This is a genomic window from Aeromonas sp. ASNIH4, from assembly GCF_002934425.1.
GTDB classification, from domain to species: Bacteria; Pseudomonadota; Gammaproteobacteria; order Enterobacterales; family Aeromonadaceae; genus Aeromonas; species Aeromonas hydrophila.
Window position 1 is genome coordinate 2354213 of record NZ_CP026217.1, and the last position, 20074, is coordinate 2374286.

Annotated in this window: 23 protein-coding genes; 10 read left to right on the top strand and 13 right to left on the bottom strand. The window is 64.3% G+C overall.

Annotated elements, in window-relative coordinates:
* Positions 1–15 precede the first annotated feature (15 nt).
* The 4 genes from C2U40_RS10820 to C2U40_RS10830 form a co-directional block, all read right to left on the bottom strand.
* Positions 16–735: a hypothetical protein gene (locus C2U40_RS10820; RefSeq protein WP_029301004.1), complete on the bottom strand. Its 720-nt coding sequence runs from the start codon at positions 733–735 to the stop codon at positions 16–18.
* A gap of 209 nt (positions 736–944) precedes the next feature.
* Positions 945–2582 carry an ATP-dependent endonuclease gene (locus C2U40_RS10825; RefSeq protein WP_103826826.1) on the bottom strand — a complete coding sequence of 546 codons (1638 nt, stop codon included), beginning with the start codon at positions 2580–2582 and terminating at the stop codon, positions 945–947.
* Between the two features lie 77 nt (positions 2583–2659).
* Positions 2660–2782: a hypothetical protein gene (locus C2U40_RS26830; RefSeq protein ID WP_254902163.1), complete on the bottom strand. Its 123-nt coding sequence runs from the start codon at positions 2780–2782 to the stop codon at positions 2660–2662.
* 61 nt (positions 2783–2843) lie between these two features.
* Complete coding sequence (locus C2U40_RS10830) at positions 2844–3731, bottom strand: helix-turn-helix domain-containing protein (protein ID WP_011706232.1); 888 nt, start codon at positions 3729–3731, stop codon at positions 2844–2846.
* Between the two features lie 167 nt (positions 3732–3898).
* Between C2U40_RS10830 and C2U40_RS10835 the strand changes: the two genes are divergently transcribed.
* Positions 3899–4810 (top strand): DMT family transporter, encoded by a 912-nt coding sequence (locus C2U40_RS10835; protein ID WP_029301006.1) that lies wholly within the window; start codon positions 3899–3901, stop codon positions 4808–4810.
* Between the two features lie 57 nt (positions 4811–4867).
* The gene (locus C2U40_RS10840; RefSeq protein ID WP_103826824.1) at positions 4868–5722 is read left to right on the top strand and encodes a LysR family transcriptional regulator; all 855 of its coding nucleotides are present in this window, start codon (positions 4868–4870) and stop codon (positions 5720–5722) included.
* A gap of 86 nt (positions 5723–5808) precedes the next feature.
* Here C2U40_RS10840 and C2U40_RS10845 read toward each other — a convergent pair whose 3' ends face one another.
* Together C2U40_RS10845 and C2U40_RS10850 are read right to left on the bottom strand one after the other, a co-directional pair.
* Positions 5809–6588, bottom strand: a complete 780-nt coding sequence (locus C2U40_RS10845; RefSeq protein WP_011706235.1) for a TSUP family transporter — start codon at positions 6586–6588, stop codon at positions 5809–5811.
* Positions 6589–6796: 208 nt separating this feature from the next.
* Positions 6797–7558, bottom strand: a complete 762-nt coding sequence (locus tag C2U40_RS10850) for a tRNA-uridine aminocarboxypropyltransferase (protein ID WP_103826823.1) — start codon at positions 7556–7558, stop codon at positions 6797–6799.
* 166 nt (positions 7559–7724) lie between these two features.
* On the opposite strand from C2U40_RS10850, the gene C2U40_RS10855 reads away from it, so the two are divergent.
* Positions 7725–8138, top strand: a complete 414-nt coding sequence (locus tag C2U40_RS10855) for a VOC family protein (protein WP_017409535.1) — start codon at positions 7725–7727, stop codon at positions 8136–8138.
* A 78-nt stretch (positions 8139–8216) separates the two neighbouring features.
* On the opposite strand, the gene C2U40_RS10860 is transcribed toward C2U40_RS10855, so the two are convergent.
* Together C2U40_RS10860 and C2U40_RS10865 are read right to left on the bottom strand one after the other, a co-directional pair.
* Positions 8217–9206, bottom strand: a complete 990-nt coding sequence (locus C2U40_RS10860; RefSeq protein ID WP_017409536.1) for a D-alanine--D-alanine ligase — start codon at positions 9204–9206, stop codon at positions 8217–8219.
* Between the two features lie 200 nt (positions 9207–9406).
* On the bottom strand, positions 9407–10015 hold the full coding sequence (locus C2U40_RS10865) for a 2OG-Fe(II) oxygenase (protein WP_016350596.1): 609 nt from the start codon (positions 10013–10015) through the stop codon (positions 9407–9409).
* 287 nt (positions 10016–10302) lie between these two features.
* Here C2U40_RS10865 and C2U40_RS10875 point away from each other — a divergent pair, with 287 nt between their 5' ends.
* Positions 10303–10779, top strand: a complete 477-nt coding sequence (locus C2U40_RS10875) for a glutathione peroxidase (RefSeq protein WP_103826822.1) — start codon at positions 10303–10305, stop codon at positions 10777–10779.
* A 159-nt stretch (positions 10780–10938) separates the two neighbouring features.
* The gene (locus C2U40_RS10880; RefSeq protein WP_011706241.1) at positions 10939–12324 is read left to right on the top strand and encodes a DEAD/DEAH box helicase; all 1386 of its coding nucleotides are present in this window, start codon (positions 10939–10941) and stop codon (positions 12322–12324) included.
* Between the two features lie 64 nt (positions 12325–12388).
* Here C2U40_RS10880 and C2U40_RS10885 read toward each other — a convergent pair whose 3' ends face one another.
* The 4 genes from C2U40_RS10885 to C2U40_RS10900 all read right to left on the bottom strand — a co-directional run bounded on the left by C2U40_RS10885 (position 12389) and on the right by C2U40_RS10900 (position 14698).
* A complete protein-coding gene (locus C2U40_RS10885) occupies positions 12389–12826 on the bottom strand; it encodes an acetyltransferase (RefSeq protein WP_016350593.1) in 438 nt (145 codons plus the stop codon).
* Positions 12827–12833: 7 nt separating this feature from the next.
* Entirely contained in the window at positions 12834–13325 is a 492-nt protein-coding gene (locus C2U40_RS10890; RefSeq protein ID WP_103826821.1) for a GNAT family N-acetyltransferase, read from the bottom strand.
* Positions 13326–13358: 33 nt separating this feature from the next.
* Positions 13359–13691 carry a YnfA family protein gene (locus tag C2U40_RS10895; RefSeq protein WP_011706244.1) on the bottom strand — a complete coding sequence of 111 codons (333 nt, stop codon included), beginning with the start codon at positions 13689–13691 and terminating at the stop codon, positions 13359–13361.
* Positions 13692–13852: 161 nt separating this feature from the next.
* Positions 13853–14698 (bottom strand): DUF5718 family protein, encoded by an 846-nt coding sequence (locus C2U40_RS10900; protein WP_039214706.1) that lies wholly within the window; start codon positions 14696–14698, stop codon positions 13853–13855.
* Positions 14699–15056: 358 nt separating this feature from the next.
* Here C2U40_RS10900 and C2U40_RS10905 point away from each other — a divergent pair, with 358 nt between their 5' ends.
* The 5 genes from C2U40_RS10905 to C2U40_RS10925 all read left to right on the top strand — a co-directional run bounded on the left by C2U40_RS10905 (position 15057) and on the right by C2U40_RS10925 (position 18529).
* On the top strand, positions 15057–15629 hold the full coding sequence (locus tag C2U40_RS10905) for a class IV adenylate cyclase (protein ID WP_103826820.1): 573 nt from the start codon (positions 15057–15059) through the stop codon (positions 15627–15629).
* Positions 15626–16018: an NUDIX hydrolase gene (locus tag C2U40_RS10910; RefSeq protein ID WP_065477633.1), complete on the top strand. Its 393-nt coding sequence runs from the start codon at positions 15626–15628 to the stop codon at positions 16016–16018. The genes C2U40_RS10905 and C2U40_RS10910 overlap by 4 nt, the downstream gene beginning before the upstream one ends.
* Before the next feature lie 169 nt (positions 16019–16187).
* The gene (locus C2U40_RS10915; protein ID WP_103826819.1) at positions 16188–16694 is read left to right on the top strand and encodes a GNAT family N-acetyltransferase; all 507 of its coding nucleotides are present in this window, start codon (positions 16188–16190) and stop codon (positions 16692–16694) included.
* Positions 16695–16961: 267 nt separating this feature from the next.
* The gene (locus tag C2U40_RS10920) at positions 16962–18080 is read left to right on the top strand and encodes a glycerol dehydrogenase (RefSeq protein WP_181014691.1); all 1119 of its coding nucleotides are present in this window, start codon (positions 16962–16964) and stop codon (positions 18078–18080) included.
* A 116-nt stretch (positions 18081–18196) separates the two neighbouring features.
* The gene (locus C2U40_RS10925) at positions 18197–18529 is read left to right on the top strand and encodes an antibiotic biosynthesis monooxygenase family protein (protein ID WP_103826817.1); all 333 of its coding nucleotides are present in this window, start codon (positions 18197–18199) and stop codon (positions 18527–18529) included.
* A gap of 173 nt (positions 18530–18702) precedes the next feature.
* Here C2U40_RS10925 and pdxY read toward each other — a convergent pair whose 3' ends face one another.
* Positions 18703–19566 carry a pyridoxal kinase PdxY gene (gene pdxY / locus C2U40_RS10930; protein WP_103826816.1) on the bottom strand — a complete coding sequence of 288 codons (864 nt, stop codon included), beginning with the start codon at positions 19564–19566 and terminating at the stop codon, positions 18703–18705.
* Positions 19567–20074: the final 508 nt, after the last annotated feature.

Below are 20074 nucleotides of genomic sequence, written 5' to 3' on the forward strand. Positions count from 1 at the left end.
CATGACGCCAGTCTGTCAGGCCAGCTGGTGCAGCACGCTGGTCGCTGCAAGCTGGGCAATGATGAGGCCACACAGGGCGGTGGAGACCACCACCGGGGCAGTCTCCTGCTGGCGATAGAGCGGGCTGAACCAGAGCAGCAAGGCCGCAGTCAGCAGGGCAGCCTGGGTCAGCACGCCGGGGATCAGCGCATCGAGGCTGGCGCTGCTTCCCTGCCAGCCCACCAGCACTGCCAGCCAGAGCAGACTCAGGATGGCGGCCACCAGCCCGGCCAGCGGCAGCAGGGTATTGAACGCCTGCAGGCGGTGACGGGCCCGCAGCAGCATCAAATGGGCAAAGGCCGCCCCCAGCAGCACCATCTGCAGCAGGCCGCCGAGCCAGCCCTGGATCTGCAGCAAGCCGATGCCATAGACCAGCAGCGGCATGGCCGGCAGCCAGAACAGCGTGGCGGGAATGGCGCGCTTGCCCTCCAGCCTGGATTGAGCCAGCGACAGCACCACCCCCAGGATCAGGGCGGCAGCACCGCTCCAGATCAGCCAGTCGGCCGCCTTGGCCTCCACCGCCAGCATCAGGGAGAGGCCGGTGATCACCCAGACCGAGAAGAGCTGGGTGGTGATCCGCGAACGCTGGCCCGGGCAGAGATCACCGCGCCAGAGCACCAGGCCCAGGGCGATGAGGGCCCCCAGCGCCATCAAGCCAGTCAGGGGAAAGAGCCAAAAAGGGAGTTGGACGAACATGACGCCTCCAGCAGCAAGGATTCAGAACGCGCCGATGGGCGCCGGATGAAGGGGCCGAGTATACCCAAAGCCGCCGCCATCCCCAATCCCTGCCAGGAGCGCGTCCGTCATTGATCAGTGGCAATCAGGCATCGGCAACGGGCGCCGGCCGCCTTGCCTGCCAAGATTTCAAGGCCCTCGCCATCCGCTGCGACCCGAGCCGACAGCGGTCAGCCCTGGCCGCGGGCCAGCGCCACCACCCGGGCGAACATCTGGCGCAGCACCAGCGGGATGTGCTCGCCACCGAGCCGCTCCGCCTCCTCCACCACCGCCAGCGCCATGCCCGGCTTGCTGCGATGGTGAATCGCCTTGTTGATGATGCGCCCGGCGTTGAGGGTCGAGCGCCCCCCCACCCCGGCTTCACGCCGGAACACCGCCTCGAAGCCGTTGTGATAGAGGTAGTGCTCTATGTCCGCAGCCGGCAACTGGGTCAGCCGATCCCGCTCCCGCTCACCCTTGAGCAGGGAGCGGGCCGAGGTGGCGTACTTGACCCCCGCCTCGTCGCCGTCGGTGAGCAGATGCCACTCGATGCCAAAATCCCGCGCCACCTTGATGAGCGGAGACTGGCCGCACTGGGCAAACTCGATGATCCGCACCCCCTCCGCCCGCAGGCTGTAGCCACAGATCTGGGCGAGCTCGGAGAGCAGCCAGATCTCGGTCTCCCCCTCCACCAGCAGCCAGCAGCGGGCAAACATCGACATGGGGCGGTTGATGCGCACATGGAAGGCAATCTTGCGCAGATCGTCGCTGCTGTAGCGCTCGCCCCCCAGCTGATGGCAGACGATGTCCTGCTGGCGGCGCACCAGCCGGCGGATCTGGTTGAGAGGCAGCGAGGAGAGCAGGTCCCCCGAATTGGTGGTGAGCAGCTTCTGCCCCGGCAGCTGCTCCAGCAGCCCCCAGGCCAGCGCCAGCATGGTGGGGTGCAGGCGGCTCTCCGGGTCTTCCAGGATCATGATGGGGCGCGCCCCCTGCTCCAGCTCCCGGTTGCCCCGCGCCTGCAGCAGGGTGGCCGCCATGCCCGCCATCGCCAGTTGCAGCGCCCGGTTGTCAGCATTGCGCAGCAGCGCCTGCAGATTGCCGGGGTTGCGCAGGGTCATGGGGCGATTGACGATCTCCCGCTGGCTGCGCGGCTTGTTCTTGATGGGGGCCAGCGCGTTGAAGTAGTGATCCATCAGCTGGCGCACCGCCTGCAACGCCTCCTTGAGCTCGGGCTCGCCGATGCGCTGGGGCTCGTCGATCAGCTTGTCGGCCAGCTCGCTCAGCCTGTGTTCGGAGAGATCCCCCCACTGCAGGGTCTCCACCCCGTTGCGGGCGGTACGGGCATCCCGCAGCCGGAATACCGGGTTCATGGTGATGAGCAGACAGACCAGTTCATGAGCATCGTCGATGGGCAGGCTCTTGCCGATACCGTCGAGAAAGTCGTGGGTGGTGGTGACGGTGCCGTCGCTCTGCAGTTCGGCGCTGGCGCGGTAGTGAATGCGGTGAAACTTGTCCTTGTGCTTGACCCAGGCCGCGCCAAGTCTAGCCAGCCGGCGGGAGTGCAGGCACATCTGGGGTCTGTGCTCGCTGAAGGTGAGCACCAGTTGCAGGTGGCGGGCCGGCTCGAGTTCGGGATCTTCGGGCTGGTGAAAGTCATCGCTGCTGAACTGATAGGGCTCAGCATCCTGACCCAGAAGACACCAGAGGGCGCGCAGCAGGCTGGACTTGCCCCAGGCGTTTTCGCCGATGAGCACTGTGGTGTTGTCCAGCCCGAGCGAGAGGCGATTTATTCCGCGAAAACCTTTGACTTCAATGCGTTCCAGAAACATGCGGCCATATCCAGTCCATCCTGATGGCGCAATAGTGGCAAAGTTGTCGGGAAAATCCTATCGGGTCGTGGCGATTTTCAGCGGGAACTGTGAGGAACGAGCGGTTCGGGCGGGGTCGGCATGCCAAGGCGGCCCTGGGGGGCATTCCAGTGGCTGAACCAGAGGTGGCGGGTGCGGGTCTGACGTTTGCGATGATTCAAGGGCAACTCCTGTGCAGGTTGAAGGAACGAGGCTCCCCCTCGTTGCCAACCAATCTGCCGCCTATCTGTGACAGGAGGATGACAGCTGGCTGCGCCACTGGCCTGGCGTCAGGCCAAACGCCTCCCGGAAGCGGTTGCCAAGGTGGGCCTGGGACGAGAAGCCGCACTGGATGGCGATGCTGGCCAGGGAGTCGGCGCCGGCCAGCAGCTGCTTGGCCCGCTTGAGCCGCAGCCCCAGCAGGTAGCGATGGGGCGGGCAGCCCAGGCTCTGGCCGAACATGCGGGCGAAGTGGTATTCGCTCAGGCCCGCCTCCTGCGCCAGCTCGGCCAGGGTGACAGGTTCGGCCAGATGGGCCAGCAGGTACTCCTGCACCCGCCGGATCACCGCCGGCGCCAGGCCGCCACGCACCTCAGGCAGGGGCGGTGCCTCCCGGGTGTGGTGGCGATAGGCGTGCAGCATCAGCATCCAGGCGCCGTGGGAGAGCGCCATCCGATCCACCTGGTGCTGCCAGTCCAGCTGCATCAGCTGGCCCTGCACCAGGGTGGCGGCCTTGGGATCGTCGATGAAGGTCTTGTCTTCCAGCAGCAGGTGGCGCCCCTCCTTGTCGCACACCTCTTCGGCGATGCGGGTCAGGTGGGCCGGGGTGAAGTAGAGGTGGAAGAAGCGAAACTCCTCGCGCACCAGCCACTCGGATCTGTGGTGATCCGGCATGATGCACACCTTGCCGGTGCCGCCATGGCCGCCCGGGCCGTCCAGCCGCTCGGTCTGCTCGCCCCCTTGCAGGTAGACACTCAGGGTATGGTGGCCCGGCTTGTGGTAGCGAGTCTGATCGTAACAGTTGCGCCAGCTGGCGACACCAAGGCCAGGCTCCAGCCAGCAGGCGTTCTCCAGGCGCGCGCCCGTGCTGACCAGTGCATCGAATACTCCCGCCGGCTTAGTCTGCAGCACCCGCTCTGTTCCTCTTGTTGCTTGCCTGATGGCCCTTGTGCGCCATCTTAACGCGGCGCGGCGGCAAAGGCTGCGGCTGCCCGCAAAAAACCGCAAGATGGTGTAAGCCCGCCGCCACCACCCGCTGCATGCTGATCCCATGTCGTTGTCATCTCACCGGATACCCCATGAATCTGATGCTCTATCTTGCCACCGTCCTTATCTGGGGCAGCACCTGGATCGCCATCGCCTGGCAGCTTGGCCCCATTCCCATCGAGGTCTCGGTGCTCTACCGCTTCGCCCTGGCGGCGCTGGCGCTGTTTGCCCTGCTCACCGCAAGCGGCCGTTTCCCGCGCCTGCCCTGGGCCGGTCAGCGCTATGCGGCCCTGCTCGGCGGCCTGCTCTTTTCCACCAACTTCCTCTGCTTCTATCACGCCACCCTCTATATTCCGAGCGGCCTGTCGGCGGTGATCTTCGCCAGTGCCAGCATCTTCAACGGCCTCAACCTCTGGCTGTTCGAGGGTAAAAGACCCGGCCTGCGCTGGCTGCAAGGATCCTTGCTGGGGCTCCTCGGCACCCTCTTGCTGTTCTGGCCGGTGCTGGCGGATGCGCAACTGGGTGCAAACGGCTGGAAAGGTCTGCTGCTCGCCTGCGGCGGCACCCTCTGCTTCTCGCTCGGCAACCTTGTCTCGGCCCGCGGCCAGCGCCAGGGCTACCATGTGCTGCAGCTGGTGCCCTGGGGCATGGTCTACGGGGTGGTGTTGCTGCTGGGCTGGGTCACCCTGCTCGGCCAGCAGCTGGTGATCCCGACCGACGGTCACTACCTGGCGGCCATGGTCTATCTCGCCCTGTTCGGCTCGGTCATCGCCTTCACCGCCTACCTCACCCTGGTTGGGCGGATCGGCGCCAGCAAGGCCTCCTACGCCACCGTGCTGTTCCCCCTGGTGGCGCTGACGCTCTCCACCTTCTACGAGGGGTTCGTCTGGCAGCCGGTGTCGGTGGTGGGGGTCATGATCAGCCTGCTTGGCAACCTGGTGATCTTCGCACCGCCCCTGCGGGAGTGGCGCCTGCGCCCCGTCAGGGCGGCGAAGGATGCTTGATCCCAACCCCGTCAGCCCCTAAGGTAACGCCTTCCTACGCAGATGACGGGAGGCGATATGTTACTGGAAGGGCTGGAGACACTCTGCCTGCTGGCCAGCGAAGGCACCATGGCCAAGGTGGCCAGCCGGCTCTATATCAGCCAGTCGGCGGTGAGCAAGCGCATCGCCCAGCTGGAACAGCGCCTCGGCAAGAAGCTGGTCGAGCCGGACGGGCGCCAGATAAGGCTCACCCCCCAGGCACAAGAGCTGCTGGCCCGGGTCGCTCCCAGCCTCGCCGAGATGAAGGGAGTGCTGGCCGACAGCCAGACCCTCACCGACCTGACTCCCCTGCCCGTCGCCTGCTCCGAGACCCTGCTGGCGGGCTACCTCGCCCGCTTCATGCACGACTACCTGCAACAGGATCCCCATCTCGCCCTCTCCACCCACCATACCCCGGTCATTCTGGCGCGGGTGCGCAGCGGCGATGCCCTGCTCGGCATCTGCGCCGGGCGCCTGCCACCGGGCCACGGCCTGGAGGCCAGACTGCTGCTGGAGGAGCCCTTCTATCTGGTGGAGGGCGATCAGCGCGAGGGGGAAAACGCCGATCAAGGGCTGCGCCAGATCCTCACCATGGACCTGGACAACCCCTCCAACCGCTATCTGCGCGAACCGCTGGCGGCCCTTGGCCTCATCCCCGCCATGGAGCTCGACTCCTACCTCGCGCTGATCGAGCTGGCCAAGGCCGGCATCGGCCCTGTGCTGCTGCCGGCCGGCCTGCTGGCGCTGGTCGGCGCACAGGGGACCCAGGCTCGCCCCCTCGCCGGGCTCGCCCGCCCGCTGCACCTGGTCTATCGGCCAAACAGCCTCAAGCGTGCGCGCATCGCCCAGCTGGTGCAGGCCCTGCAAGCCCACTTCCAGCCGCTGGCTGGCTGAGCGCCACAACACTAAGGGGGCCCGATCTTGCGGATCGGGCCCCCTTAGTGTTGACAGCCGTGACTGCCGCTGTCGGCGAAAAGCGCTTACCCCAGCCAGGCAAACAGCTCGGGGTACTGGCTCCACACCAGCTTGGCGGACATCAGCAAGGAGACGGTCACCAGCAGCGGCTTGATCAGCTTGACCCCTTGCTTGAGCACCATTTTCGAGCCGAAACGGGCGCCGATGAACTGGCCCAGCGCCATGCAGAAGCCGACGCTCCACACCACCTTGCCCCCCAGCGCGAAAAACAGCAGCGAGGCGATGTTGGAGGTGAAGTTGAGCAGCTTGGTGTGGGCGGTGGCCCGCGCCATGCCAAAACCCGCCAGCGCCACGAAACCGATGGCAAAAAACGATCCCGTGCCCGGTCCGAAGAAGCCGTCATAAAAACCCACCCCGCCGCCCACCAGCAGGGCGAACGCCATGGGAGCGAGCCGGCGGGAGCTCTCGGCATCGCTCACCCGGGGAGAGAAGAAGAAGTAACAGGCGAAGGCCATCAGCAGGAAGGGCAGCAACCGCTCCAGAATGGCGGCGTCGATGGTCTGCACCGCCAGGGTGCCGAGCGCCGCGCCGATGAAGGTGCAGATCACCGCCGGCCAGATAATGTGCCACTCCAGCAGCCCCTTGCGGGCATAGAACCAGGTGGCGGAGAAGGAGCCAAAACTGCTCTGCAGCTTGTTGGTGCCGAGCACCAGCGCCGGCGGCATGCCGGTGGCGAGCAGGGCGGGCACCGTCAGCAGGCCGCCCCCGCCGGCAATGGCATCGATAAAGCCGGCCACCAGGGCCACACCGAACAGGGCAAGCAGGGTAAACAGTTCCAATTCCATCCATAGCCTCACAACATTGACGGGGCCGGCAAGGGCCCGCACGGCGCAGGCTCGCCATGAGCCTGATGAACAACGCTGGTCGCTATCCTAATGGGGCTTGGCTCATGAAGCTAACGAAACAGTGGCAGGCAATTAATTCCTGATTTTCATCAATGAATCCCCCCGGTGAAGCGGCTGGCAAGCATGCCGGCCCCCTCACCCACCTTGTTCAGGCAGCACCGGGCGCGCAGGTCGCCCCATCGCCTTTGATGTCGGCCAGCGCCTGCTGCAGATGGGCCTCATCCTCACCGGGAGCCCGGCTGACCCGGCCCGCCATGTAGCGGCTGCTGAAGAGATTGAACCAGAGCTGCAGTGCCTGCCCCGCCGCCAGCTCGCCGGCCACCTCCAGCACGCAGGCCGCCACCTCGGCGGTGCACAGGTGCTCGTCGCAGTGCGCTACCCGCATGCCATAGGTGGAGAGCGCATCGGGCTTGATGGAGAGCACCGGCAAGCCGTCCAGATAGGGGCTCTTGTTGAACATCTTGCGCGCCTCGGGCCAGGTGCCGTCCAGCAGGATGAACAGCGGCTTCTTGCCGGGGAGCGGGGTCACCACCGAGGTGAGCCGAGCCGGCTCTTTCTCGCAGGCGGGAAACACCACATAGGGTTGCCAGACGGGATCCGCCAGCAGGGCCAGCAGCTCGGGATGGGGCTTGGTGCGCGACCAGAGAAACGCCCAGGTGGTATCCGGCAGCACATCGGCGATGAGACGGCCGGTGTTGGAGGGCTTCATCGGCTCGCTGTCGTACATCAGCAGGCAGAAGCCGGCCTCGGCCTTGAGCTCGGGGCGCCATTCGCAGGCACACCAGTCGTGGCGCAGCTGGCAGGCTTCGCAGCGCGGCACGCTGCCGCCACGGGCGAGAAAGGGTCGGGTCGAGACGCTCTTGCGCCAGATGCGCAGGCGATTGACGGCGTGATCGGGAATTGGCTTCATGGAACGCGGCTCTGGCGATGCCTGTGGCAGGACAAAAAGGGGGCAGATTGTAACGAGCCGTCCACCGCGCAGCAAGGCCCCCCATCCGGGGCAAGCCGGGAGGCCACTCCTCTCTATACTTGGTCGTCAACCCATGCACCCACGCATGGGACACAGGAGGATGACGATGGCAGAACAAGATATTGCCCGCGAGCACGCTCTGGCCGAAGGCACTACCTTCACCTGGCACGAGCTCTATCTGCCCGATGCCGAGGCCGGGATCCGTTTCTACACCGAAGTGCTCGGCTGGGAGAGCCAGACCATGGCGATGGAAGGTGGCGACTACCCCATGCTGGTTGCCAATGGCAGGCCGATCGCCGGCGTGCAGGCCACCCGGGGCAATCCCGAGATGGCCGGCGTACCACCCCACTGGGCAACCTATATCGCGGTGGATGACGTCGATGCCAGGGTGCTCAGGGTCAACCAGCACGGTGGCACCGTGGTGGTGCCCGCCATGAATATCCCGGGGGTCGGGCGCATGGCCCTGATTGCAGATCCACAAGGGGCGCACATCTGGCTGTTCACCCCGGAAGCCATGTGACATCGCCTACCGCAACAACGACAGAGGGGCCCGCGGGCCCCTCTTCATCATTCCGCTCGCCCTGATCGGGCGCTGGCCTCAGACCGCCTTGCGCAGGATCTGCTCAAGGTAGTCGGCGAAGCGGTGACCGTGATGCTCCAGCAGTTTCGGGAACATGGAGATCGAGGTCATACCCGGGAAGGTGTTGATTTCGTTGAGCAGGATCTCGCCCTCTTCGGTCAGGAAGAAGTCGATGCGCGACAGGTGGGTCAGTTTGAGCTGACGGAACGCCTTGAGGGCGTACTCGTGAATGGCATCAGCCTGCGCCTGGGTCAGCCCCTCGGCGCGCAGTGCGGTCTCGGTGTGACTGGCGCTGCTGTACTTCTCTTCATAGGTGTAGAACTTGTCCTGCGGCACGCAGATCTCGCCCGGATAGGTGGCCACCAGCTCGTCACCGTACTGGTACACCGCCACTTCCAGCTCGCGCGGCTTGACCGCTTTTTCGATCAGGACCTGCTCGGAGTAACCGAAGGCATCGGCAATGCCCTTCACCAGATCCGCTTCGTTGCTGGCGGAGTAGCAGCCGACGGAAGAGCCCTGGGAGGCCGCCTTGATGAAGACCTTGCCCCACTTGGCCAGCGCGGCTTTCGCCTCGTTCAGCGCCGCGTCGTTCTGCTCGGTCAGGAACAGATAAGGGGTGTTGGGGATGCCGATGGCGGAGAGCCACAGCTTGGTGCTGATCTTGTTGAAGCAGATCTTGCTCGCCTCGGCGTCGCAGCCCAGATAAGGCAGGCCCGCCAGCTCGAGGAAGGATTGCAGGTCGCCGGTCTCGCCAGGGTAGCCGTGGATGCAGGGCACCACGTAGTCCACCGGACGGGCCACGCTGTCAAACGACAGCAGCTTGTCCAGCCCCAGCTTGCATTCGCGGCCGTCGGCGCTGAGCCAGCGGTCGGCAAACATCTCGACCCGGGTCACGTCGACCCCAGGCAAAAGACCGAGCTGTTGCTCGAGAAAATTTGCGCTTCGCAGAGAGACTTCGTGCTCGGAGCCACCGCCGCCGCACAGCAGCAAGACATGCATGTTCTTCATTAGATGTGATCCCTTGGGAAAAGCGGCTTCGCCATCACCATTTAAAACCCAACCGCATTAAAACCGGACGAAGCCAGATACGAAGATAAGTGCGGGCCAGTGTAGCAAGGGAGATCAAGCCTTGTCAGCCGATGGGAGCCCCATCCGCCGACAACGACCATAAAAATTCCCGCCTGTGTCAGAAATTGGATGAAAAGAGCTCAGCGCGGCGGATCGAGCCGGCCGTTGCCGCTGCCGTTGACCCGAAACCAGCCGGCGATGCTGTAGCGCTCCTGGTTGGCGGGCAACACCTCGTGGGGGAACTCTTCGGATAAAAACAGCACCAGCCGCCCGCCCCGGGGCGAGACATCCATCAAAAACTGCTCGTCGTCATCGTACATTCGCAGCACCCCACCCGCCTGGGGTTGCCAGTCGTTGTTCAAGTAGAACACCGAGGTGAGGCGGCGGTTGGAGCGCCCGGCGAAGGCATCGCGATGGGTGGCATAGAAGTCGCCGCTGCGATAGCGGGCAAAGTGGGCCTCGTAGTCGAACAGCCCCAGCATCAGCATCCGGTTGGCGGCCAGCCGCAGTGCCTCCATGCGGGCCAGATAGTCGGCCACCGGCGCACCGAGGGAGGGTTCTAGCCAGTGGATCTGATCCCGGCGAATGGCGCGGTTGTCCTGGTGCAGGGCATCGCGGCCGATCCCCGCCGGCCGCCACGCATCCGGCAGACACGCCTTGAGGGCATCCACCTCGGCGGCGGTTAAAAAATCATCCACTATCACCCATCCCCGGGTGTAAATGGCATCCATGACGGCTTGATAGTCCAAGATTGACTCGCAACAAGTGGAGAGAGGGCGCTTTTTAGCGACTTCCAGGGCAAGACACAAACCGGTTTGCTTATCCTCAGAAGTCCCACCATCAATACGCTATCCGGGCGCACAAGGCCCCCATTATCTGGTCGCCCTCGCCAACCTGTGATCCGGCGCACTCAAATGGCCTCAGTCCGCGCCAGATCTTGCATGGTAAAGGGGAAAGCGGCGCTTGCTCCGCGCCGTCGCGCCCGTTACCGTGGAGCGATACGCCCTGAATGGGCCCCATGCAACAGGAGTGCTTCATGTCATTGCCCGACCTTATCCTGCAACGCCTTGACGGTACCGAACTGTCCTTGTCCACCCTGCAAGGCCAGGTCGTGCTGGTGGTCAACGTCGCCAGCCGCTGCGGTTTTACCCCCCAATACACCGGACTGGAGGCGCTCTATCAGGAGCTGGGCCCCGAGGGATTGATGATCCTGGGCTTCCCCTGCGATCAGTTTGGCCACCAGGAGCCGGGAGATGCAGAGGAGATCGCCCGCTTCTGCTCCCTCGACTATCCGGTCAGCTTCCCCATCATGGCCAAGTGCGAGGTCAATGGCGAACAGGCCCACCCCTTCTATCAATGGCTCAAGAAGGAGCAACCGGGTCTGCTGGGGCTGGAGAACGTCAAGTGGAACTTCACCAAGTTCCTGATCGACCGGGACGGCAAGGTAGTGGCCCGCTTTGCCCCCACCAGCAAACCCGAGAGCCTGCGAGACGATATCCAGGCCCTGCTCTGAGGCCGCTGCACGCGGCGGCCGGACAACGCGACACGGCTGCTGCGTGCAGGGCGCGCATCTGCTATATTACGCCCCCGTTATCATTTCCATCTTGTGGCGGGTGCCAGCGCACCTGCCATCCGCTGAGCCCAAGGCTCACCAGAGGAGTCTCTCTCGAACATGTCATTCAACGAACTGGGTCTGTCTCCGCACATCCTGCGGGCCGTCAAGGAGCTGGGTTACGAACAGCCAACCCCCATCCAGCAACAAGCCATCCCCGCCATTCTGGCCGGACAGGATGTGCTCGGCGGCGCCCAGACAGGCACAGGCAAAACGGCCGGTTTCACCCTGCCCATGCTGCAGCGCCTGCTGGCCAACCATGGCCGTGGCCGCCGTCAGGTGCGGGCCCTGGTGCTGACCCCGACCCGTGAACTGGCTGCCCAGGTGGGTGAGAGCATCATCAAATATGCCCACCACCTGCCGTTTCGTACCCTGATCGCCTACGGCGGTGTCAGCATCAAGCCCAATCTGGACGCCATCAAGCTCGGCATCGACATCCTGGTGGCCACCCCTGGCCGTCTGCTGGATCTGCTGACCCAGGGGGCGCTGACCCTGTCCGAGCTGGAAGTGCTGGTGCTGGACGAAGCGGATCGCATGCTCGACATGGGCTTCATCGTCGACATTCGCCGCATCATGAAGGCGCTGCCGGCCGAACGGCAGACCCTGCTGTTCTCCGCCACCTTCTCAAGCGAGATCAAGGCGCTGGCGGATGACCTGCTCAAAGAGCCCACCCTGATCGAGGTGGATCCCAGCAACACCGCCGCCGAGCAGGTGACCCAGCGCATCATCCAGGTCGACCGGGAACGTCGCCGCGAGCTGCTCTCCCACATGATCGGCCGCGGCAACTGGCAGCGGGTGCTGGTGTTCGTGCGCACCAAGCAGATTGCCGATCGCCTGGCCCAGCAGATGCAAAAAGACGGGCTCGATACCGTCGCCATCCACGGCGACAAGAGCCAGGGTGCCCGCAACCGGGCGCTGGCGGATTTTCGGGAAGGCAAGGTGCGGGTGCTGGTGGCGACCGACATCGCCGCTCGTGGCCTCGACATCGATCAGCTGCCCCACGTGATCAACTTCGAACTGCCCCAGATGGCGGAGGATTACATCCACCGCATCGGCCGCACTGGCCGCGCCGGCCGTGGCGGCGAAGCCATCTCGCTGGTGAGCCAGGACGAACTGGGCCAGCTCAAGGGCATAGAGGCGCTGATCGGTCAATCCCTCTCGGTGGAGATCCTGGAAGGGTACGAGCCCAGCGGCAAACCGAGCCGGCAGACCCTGCCGGGCAGCAAGCCGGTACAAAATCCGCCGCGTGCCCGTGGCGCCGCCAATGCCAAGGGTGGCAACGGCAAATCCGCCGCAGGCAAGAGCAAGGCGAAGAGCGATGGCGGCAAGAAGCCTGCCCCAGCCCGCAAGCGGGAAGTGGTGGGCGAGGATATCGGCTTTACCCCCATGCGCCGCCTGCCCAAGGCCCAGCGCGACGACTATCAGGACAACTCCAACGAGGAGTAACAGGCCTTCCTGCTCACGTCATAAACAAAAAACCGCCCGAGGGCGGTTTTTTACTGGGCCGGTGTCACTGGCCTGCCAGTGTCATATGCAGCAATGGATAGGGTTTGCCCTGCCCGTCCAGTGGCGAGCGCCCCACCACCTCGAAGCCCAGGTGGCGATAAAAGCCGAGCGCCTGCTCATTCTGCTCGTTGACGTCCACCCGAGTCGCCCCCAGCCGGGCGATGGCATCGGCCACTAGCAGGCGGCCAACCCCGCCCCCACGCAGCGCCGGGTCGATGAACAGCATCTCGATGTTGCCCTCGTGCACCCCGCAAAAGCCGGCGATCCCCTGGTCGTTGCGGGCGCAAGTGAGGGTCACGGCGTCAAAGTAGTGTTCCAGAATGAGCTCGCGCAGGGTGGCGATCTCCTCATCCGGCAAGAAATGGTGGGTAGCGCGCACCGACGCCTCCCACAGTGCGATCAGGGCCTGATAATCCCCGCGCGATGGCTGTTCCAGTCTCATATCGTACTCACTCAATAGATTGATTGTTTGGAGCCTGCCCGGCCGGCGCCATGGCGTCGACATGCTTGAGGACAAACCCCTTCTCGATGCCGGCCTTGAAGCCGAGCGACGCATAGAGCCGGTGGGCCGCCTCGCGCCCCTCCCCCGACAGCAGCATCACCTTGTAGCAATCCTGCTGCCAGGCGAGCGCGAGGGCATGGGTCAGCAACTGTCGGCTGATGCCCCGGCGCCGAAACGCAGAGGCCGTCACCACGTGCTCCACCATGCCAAACGGCCGGCCGCCATTGGTCAGGGTCGCTACCACGCCGAGCTGGCAGGTGGCCGCCAGCTGGCCATCCACCTCCGCCACCAGCAGGTGAAGATGAGGCTGCGCCAGCAAGGCCGTCAGCGCCGTACGGGCAGCATCCGGCGCAAGTGCAGGGTCATGGGGGCGCAATTCCCGATAGAGCGCCAGCAGACCGGCCATGTCCTGCAGAGTACAGGCCCTGATGAGCGTCATCCTTCTTCTCCTTGAGCTGCGGGCGATGCGGCTTCACGCCTCCCGGGGGGCAAACATGATGATGGCCATGCCGCACAGGGCCACCAGCGACCCCACCAGATCCCACAGACTGGGTCGGATGCCGTCCACCAGCCAGAGCCAGAGGATGGCCACGAAGATGTAGACGCCGCCGTAAGCGGCATAGACGCGCCCGGCCGCGGTCGGGTGCAGCGACAGGAGCCAGGCGAACAGCATCAGGCTCAACCCCGCCGGCAGCAGCAGCCAGACGCTGCGCCCCTGGGTCAGCCAGAGATAGGGCAGATAACAGCCCAGGATCTCGGCCAGCGCCGTCACCAGAAACAACCCCATGGTTTTCAACTCGCCCATCGGTTACCCCATTATTCAACAATGTGTTCAGCAAAAAGAGCAATGGTAAGCCAAATGGCCGGGCCGGGTAAGCGGGATCAGGCAACAAACGCGAGGGGGAGGGATAGCGGATGCAATACGCAGCCGGCCTTCCCCCGCCAGCACGGGGGAAGGCCAGGTCATCAGCGAGTCTTGACCGCCTGCAGCAGGACAGATAGATCCGGCCCGAACTGACGGGTGCGAATAGCCTCGCGGATCGTCGCCTCGTCATAGCGGCTGGCCGGATAGAGCAGCACGCAGGCGGTGTCGCCGGGCTTGAGGAAATGGGTCTCGCCAAACGGGGTATAGCGGGTGGCCCCGATGCTGATGAGGGCATGGGCCGGGCGCCCGGCCTGGGCCAACAGCCCCTGGATGTGCTCGGCCGGCCCCTCGTCCTGCTGATGGTTGAACTTGTCGATGGCCCACGTCAGCAGCTGGCCGTGGAAGTAGCTGTAATCCACCGCCGCGCTGTCGACTCCGTAGGGGTGCAGCTCGCCGTCCCGCTCCAGATAGCAGGCGATGCGGTAGTCATCGAGCTCGCAGCCGGCGGCGAAGTGGGACAGGGGCAGCATCGCGGGGGCCAGCCCCTTGCTCTCTTCACCCCAGTTCTTCTTCTCGCTGATCTTTTTGGCATTGGGACGGCGGATGGAGCAGTCGTTGTAGGCACCAAAGGCGCGCGGGTGGATGGCCACCACCTGCTCCCCCGCGTACTCCAGCTCGCACCAGAGCGCCACTTCCGGCTCTATCTGCACCTTTTCATCGCCGCTCACCGCCGCTTCCGGCAAGAAGATGGCGTCGCCGCTCAAGGGGAAGACGCCGAGCTGGCCGGGGTGGCCCGGCACGTAAAAGGGGAACAGCGCCTTGGGGGCGCTGGTGTCGCGCACCACCACCGTCACGAAATCCGAGGCCTCGCCGGCCTGCTCCAGATGACCGGCGAAATTGCCCGCCACCCCGAGTCCGATAAACTTGCTCTCTGCTGTCACTTGCATCTTGCTCACCTGCCTCTTGCCAAAGCGAAGGCAGCGGCCCGACACGGGGCGGCTGCCGCAAACGTGGCGAGGATTAAAACACAGGGGTCTGCCCTCGCCCAGCCTGCACGCCCCATCCTGTGCGCCAGCGCGAACTTTTGCGAGCCGGTCGGCGAGCTTGTGAACAACCGTCATGCCCGCACTGGCTCGACCGTGTGCGGCGCCTGCCCTTGATCAGGGCGACAGGCAGCGCATTGATCAACCATGGGGCCCCGGAAACAGATCGTTTCCACATCCTGCCGCCTTGCCCCTTGGGCCAGCCCGCCAACTTTGCTAGGCTGCCCGCCATGCCAATCCGCACACTCAAGGATGCCTGTCGATGTCAGCACAGCACTTTCAGGGCCGCTTCGAGGTCGAGTTCAAATACAGGCTCGGCGATGTCGAGGCCTTCACCACTGCCCTCGCCGCCCTCAATCCCGAGGTGATGCTGGAGCGCAACCAGGAGCAGGACACCTACTTCGACACGCCGGACCGCAGCCTGAGCGCGGCGGGCAAGAGCCTGCTGATCCGTACCATGCAGCCCTCCGGCATCCGGCTCTGGATCGTGAAGGGGCCCGAACCCGATCGCTGCGAGGCGGTCAACATCACCGACGCCGACAAGGCCATCAGCATGCTGCACACCCTGGGCTACCAGCCGATACTGACCCTTCACAAAGTGCGCAGCATCTATTTCGTCGGCCCCTTCCACGTCACCCTGGATCACCTGGCGGGGCTCGGCGATTTTGCCGAGCTGGCCATCATGACCGATGACGAAACCCTGCTGCCAGATTATCGCCAGCAACTGCTGTCCCTGGCCGCACGGCTCGGGCTGAACCCCGAACGGCTGGAGAGCCGCTCCTATCGCACCCTGTGCGAACAAGCCACCACCCCATCACCAGAGAGACGTTCATGATCGACAAACTCGCCTGGCTGACCTTCAAGGATCAGCAACTGCTCTGTGCCCGCTCCCACGGCAAGCACATCTACTACATTCCCGGCGGCAAGCGCGAAGCGGGAGAGAGCGACGAGGCGGCGCTGATGCGCGAAATCGAGGAGGAGCTGGCCGTGGCCCTCAAGCCCGACACCCTGGCGTTTGCCTGCGAGTTCAGTGCCCAGGCCGACGGCAAGCCGCAGGGGGTCAACGTCAGGCTGCGCTGCTACACCGGCGAGGCTGACGGCACTCCCGTCGCCTCGGCGGAGATCGCCGAGCTGCGCTGGCTCGACAGCCGACATATGGCCGAGATCTCTCCGGTTTCCCGGCTGCTGTTTGCCTGGCTGGTCGAACAGCAGCTCATCCGCTGAGGGAAACCCGCCTGGAGGGCGTGATCGGGCGCACCCGGCGAGCGACAACGACTTGAAATTGGCGGCAGAAACGGCGAGTCTAGCCAGTCATCCTGCCGCCGGTCCCGTTGGCGGCAGGCGCCGCGGCAGACCGGGCCGGTGGCGTGAACTTCGTTGACAAGGACTCCTGATGGACATAGTTGAGGTTGATACCACCCAGGGCATCAAACCTGCCCTCATCACTTTGCTGCAAGACAGCGTCGCCAGCGGCGCGTCGGTGGGCTTTCTGCCGCCGCTGACCGAAGAGCAGGGGCTCGTCTATTGGCAGGGCATAGAGACGGAGCTGGCCGCAGGCAGCCGCCGGCTCTGGGTCGCCTTCCTGCAACACCAGCTGATCGGCGCCCTCCAGCTCTCGCTGTGCACCAAGGCCAATGGCCGTCACCGTGCCGAGGTGGAAAAACTGATGGTGCACAGTCTCCACCGTGGCAAGGGGGTCGGCCGTGCCCTGATGGCCAGCATGGAACAAGGGGCCAGAGAGGCCGGTCGCAGCCTGCTGGTGCTTGACACCCGGGTGGGCGATGCCGCTTCCCGCCTCTATCGCCAGCACGGCTACCAGGAGGCGGGCCAGATCCCCGCCTTTGCCCGCAGTGCCGACGGCACCTTGGCGGCCACCCTCTTCTTCTACAAGCAGCTCTGAGCCGCACATCGCCTCCGCTTCGCACGCCTCTACCCTGCTCGCCCCTACTCTGTAGCTACAGTGCGCCCTCCCCATGGAGGGCGCGTTGCGTTACCCCTCCCGCTTTCAGAAAACAATCAAAGCTGCATCAAGATTAATTTTGAATCTGCTATAGCTCCATTTGCATATGATTGTTCCTTCACCTCACGCCAGACGAGGCGTATGGTGTGGAAGGAAGACCCGTTTGCATACCAAATGGATGCCGCTCACTGCCTTGAGGAATACTGCATGCCTATCCTGCCTCGTACCGTCACCTCCCCCAAAAAGTTCATCATCGGCCACGCTCTGCTGCCCCAACTCCATGATCACGTAAAAGATTTCGGCGACAACGCCCTGCTCGTCAGCGACGAGTTCATTCTGGAGCGAGTACGGGAAGAGGCGCTGGCCGGCCTGCTGCAGGCGGGCCTGAAGGGAGCGGTCGAGAAGTTCAACTACGAATGCACCGACATCGAGATCCGCCGCCTGTGCGATCTGGCCGAACAACAGGGGGCCAACGTCATCGTCGGCATCGGTGGCGGCAAAACCCTGGACGTCGCCAAGGCGGTGGCCTTCTACCTGCGCCGCCCCGTGGTGCTGTTTCCCACCATCGCCTCCACCGATGCCCCCTGCACCGCCCTCGCGGTGATCTACAACCCGGCGGGCGAGTTCGAACGCTATCTGTTCCTGCCCCAGAACCCGGACGTGGTGATCGCCGACACTGCCATCATAGCGGCGGCTCCCGCCCGCTTCTTCGCCGCCGGCGTGGGTGATGCGCTTGCCACCTATTTCGAGGCCCGCGCCTGTTACCGGGCAGACGGCATCAATCTGGTGGGCAAGCGCCCCTCCCGCACCGGCCTCGGGCTGGCCCGGCTCTGCTACGAGCTGCTGGGGGAGAACATCGAGCTGGCGATGGACGCGGTGCGCCACCATGTCACCACCCCGGCGCTAGAGCAGACCATCGAGGCCACCATCTATCTGAGCGGCGTGGGCGCCGAAGCGGGCGGCCTGGCGGCGGCCCATGCGGTCAACAACGGCATGTCGGTGGTGGCGGATCTGCACCGGGCCCAGCACGGCGAGAAGGTGGTGTTTGGCCTGCTCACCCAGCTGGTACTTGAGCGCGCGCCCCAGGCCGAGCTGGACGAGGTGATGCGCATCATCCAGCTGGCCGGCCTGCCCATGACCCTGCAGGAGATGGGACTGAGCCGTTTCGTGGAGAGCGAGTGGCGCCAGGTGGCCAAGCTTGCCTGCGATCCCCTCGACACTATGGGCAACATGCCGATGAGCGTCAGCGAGCAGGATGTCTACCACGCCATGATCGCGGCCAATGCCATGGCCGAGCGCTACCGGGCCCGTCACCCACGCACCTGATCGGCGCTCAAGCAAAGCCGTGATCACAGCGACAAGGCCGGCCCCTGCGGCCGGCCTTGTCATTCCCTGCCCGACCTGCTGCAATGGCCCCTTTATTCTTGGGACAAGGAGTCACCATGATATTGGAAGTCGCCCCTCTGCAGGTCATCACCGGTCAGGCTGCCGCCTTCGAGCTGGCCTTCTCCCAGGCCCAGCGCATCATCAGCACCATGCCGGGCTACGGCGGACACCAGCTCCAGCGCTCGCTGACCGATCCCCACCGCTATCTGCTGCTGGTCAACTGGCAGCGCCTCGAAGATCACACCCAGGGCTTTCGTGGCTCACCCCAGTACCAGCAGTGGAAGGCCCTGCTCCATCACTTCTATGATCCCTTCCCCACGGTCGAGCACTACCGGCAGGTCACGTTCGATGAGACAGAGCAGCGGGAACAGGATAACTGCCTGATCTGAACCGGATGCCCGGTCTCAGGACCAAGATGACGGCTGAGGCGACATTGCCTCGTTCGGTGTACAACCAGATAAGCGGCACGGGGGGGCTGTTAACCGAAAGATGGGGAAAGATGATCAGGGGGCCAAGCAGAGCGTGGATCATCCGCGCCCAGACTTGGCCACTGACGGGAAGATCAGGCCAGCCGTTCGGCCCGCGCCTTGATCAGGGGGGCGCCAAAGGCCTCCTGAGCTGCAATCAGCTGCAACTCATAGGCATCAGCCTGCCAGGTGTGCAGCAGTACCGTATCCACCGCCGCATTGGTGCGCTCGAACGCGCTGACCGCATCGTAACCCGCCTGCAGATTGGCCAGCATCAGCGCGCTGATGAGATCCCCCACGCCCACCGGCTGGCGGGCAAACTCGTAGAGCGGACGGTCGATCAAATAATCTCCCTCGGGGGTGGCCAGCAGCATCTCGAAACGGCCCGGTTCGCGGGCGGCGCGCCCAAGATGCTTGACCAGCACCATCTTCACCCCGCGTGCCAGCAGCTGATGGGCGGCGGCCCGCGTCTGCGCCAGCTCCGTCAGATGGACATCGCACAGGGTCTCCAGCTCCAGCAGATTGGGGGCCATGATGTCGGCCACCGGCAGCGCCTTCTCAGTCAAGAAACGGGTCACCCCAGGGGCGACGATGCACCCTTTTTCCGGGTGGCCCATCACGGGATCGCAAAAATAGATGGCGGCAGGATTGGCGGCCTTGACCGCCGCCACCACCGCCAGGATCTCGTCCCCCTGCTCCGCCGAGCCCAGATAACCGCTCAGCACGGCGTCGCAGTGCGCCAGCACATCGATATTGGAGAGCCCTTCGCACAGGGCGCTGATATGCCCTGCGGGCATCGCCATTCCCTGCCATCCGGCTGCATATTGGGTGTGGTTGGAGAACTGCACCGTGTTGATGGGCCATACCTCCATACCGAGACGGCGCATGGGAAACACGGCGGCGCTGTTGCCGGCACAGCCGAACACCACGTGGGACTGGATAGAGAGAATGCGTTTCATCGACATCACCGCAGAGAAGAGTCAGGGGAAAGGCGCAATATATCGGATGAAGATATTGATCTTCCACCCTTGATCAGCACAAACCCTTATTTGGTCGGCAAAATTATCGATGACGTTCTGGTTGCCACCGCCATCACCGGCCCCCTCTTTACTGACATGCCGCAGTTTGCAACCGCGAGCATAGCCGGCATGGCCTGATAAGGTGGTACAAAACTCTTGTTTGATGGCATATGAGATTAACAAACAAGCTTTTTGTGCGCAGAGCCATGTGATGACGAGTAAACCGGCAGATACCTATGGCAGCCTTGGCCGTCAGCCAGTAAGCCAGTAAGGCAGTAAGGCAGTAAGGCAGTAAGGCAGTAAGGCAGTAAGGCAGTAAGGCAGTAAGGCAGTAAGGCAGTAAGCCAGTAAGGCAGCAAGGCAGCAAGGCAGCAAGGCAGCAAGGCAGCAAGGCAATGTAGTGGAAGGAGGCAACGGCGTCGGTGCAAATGAAGGTATCACCAGCCGG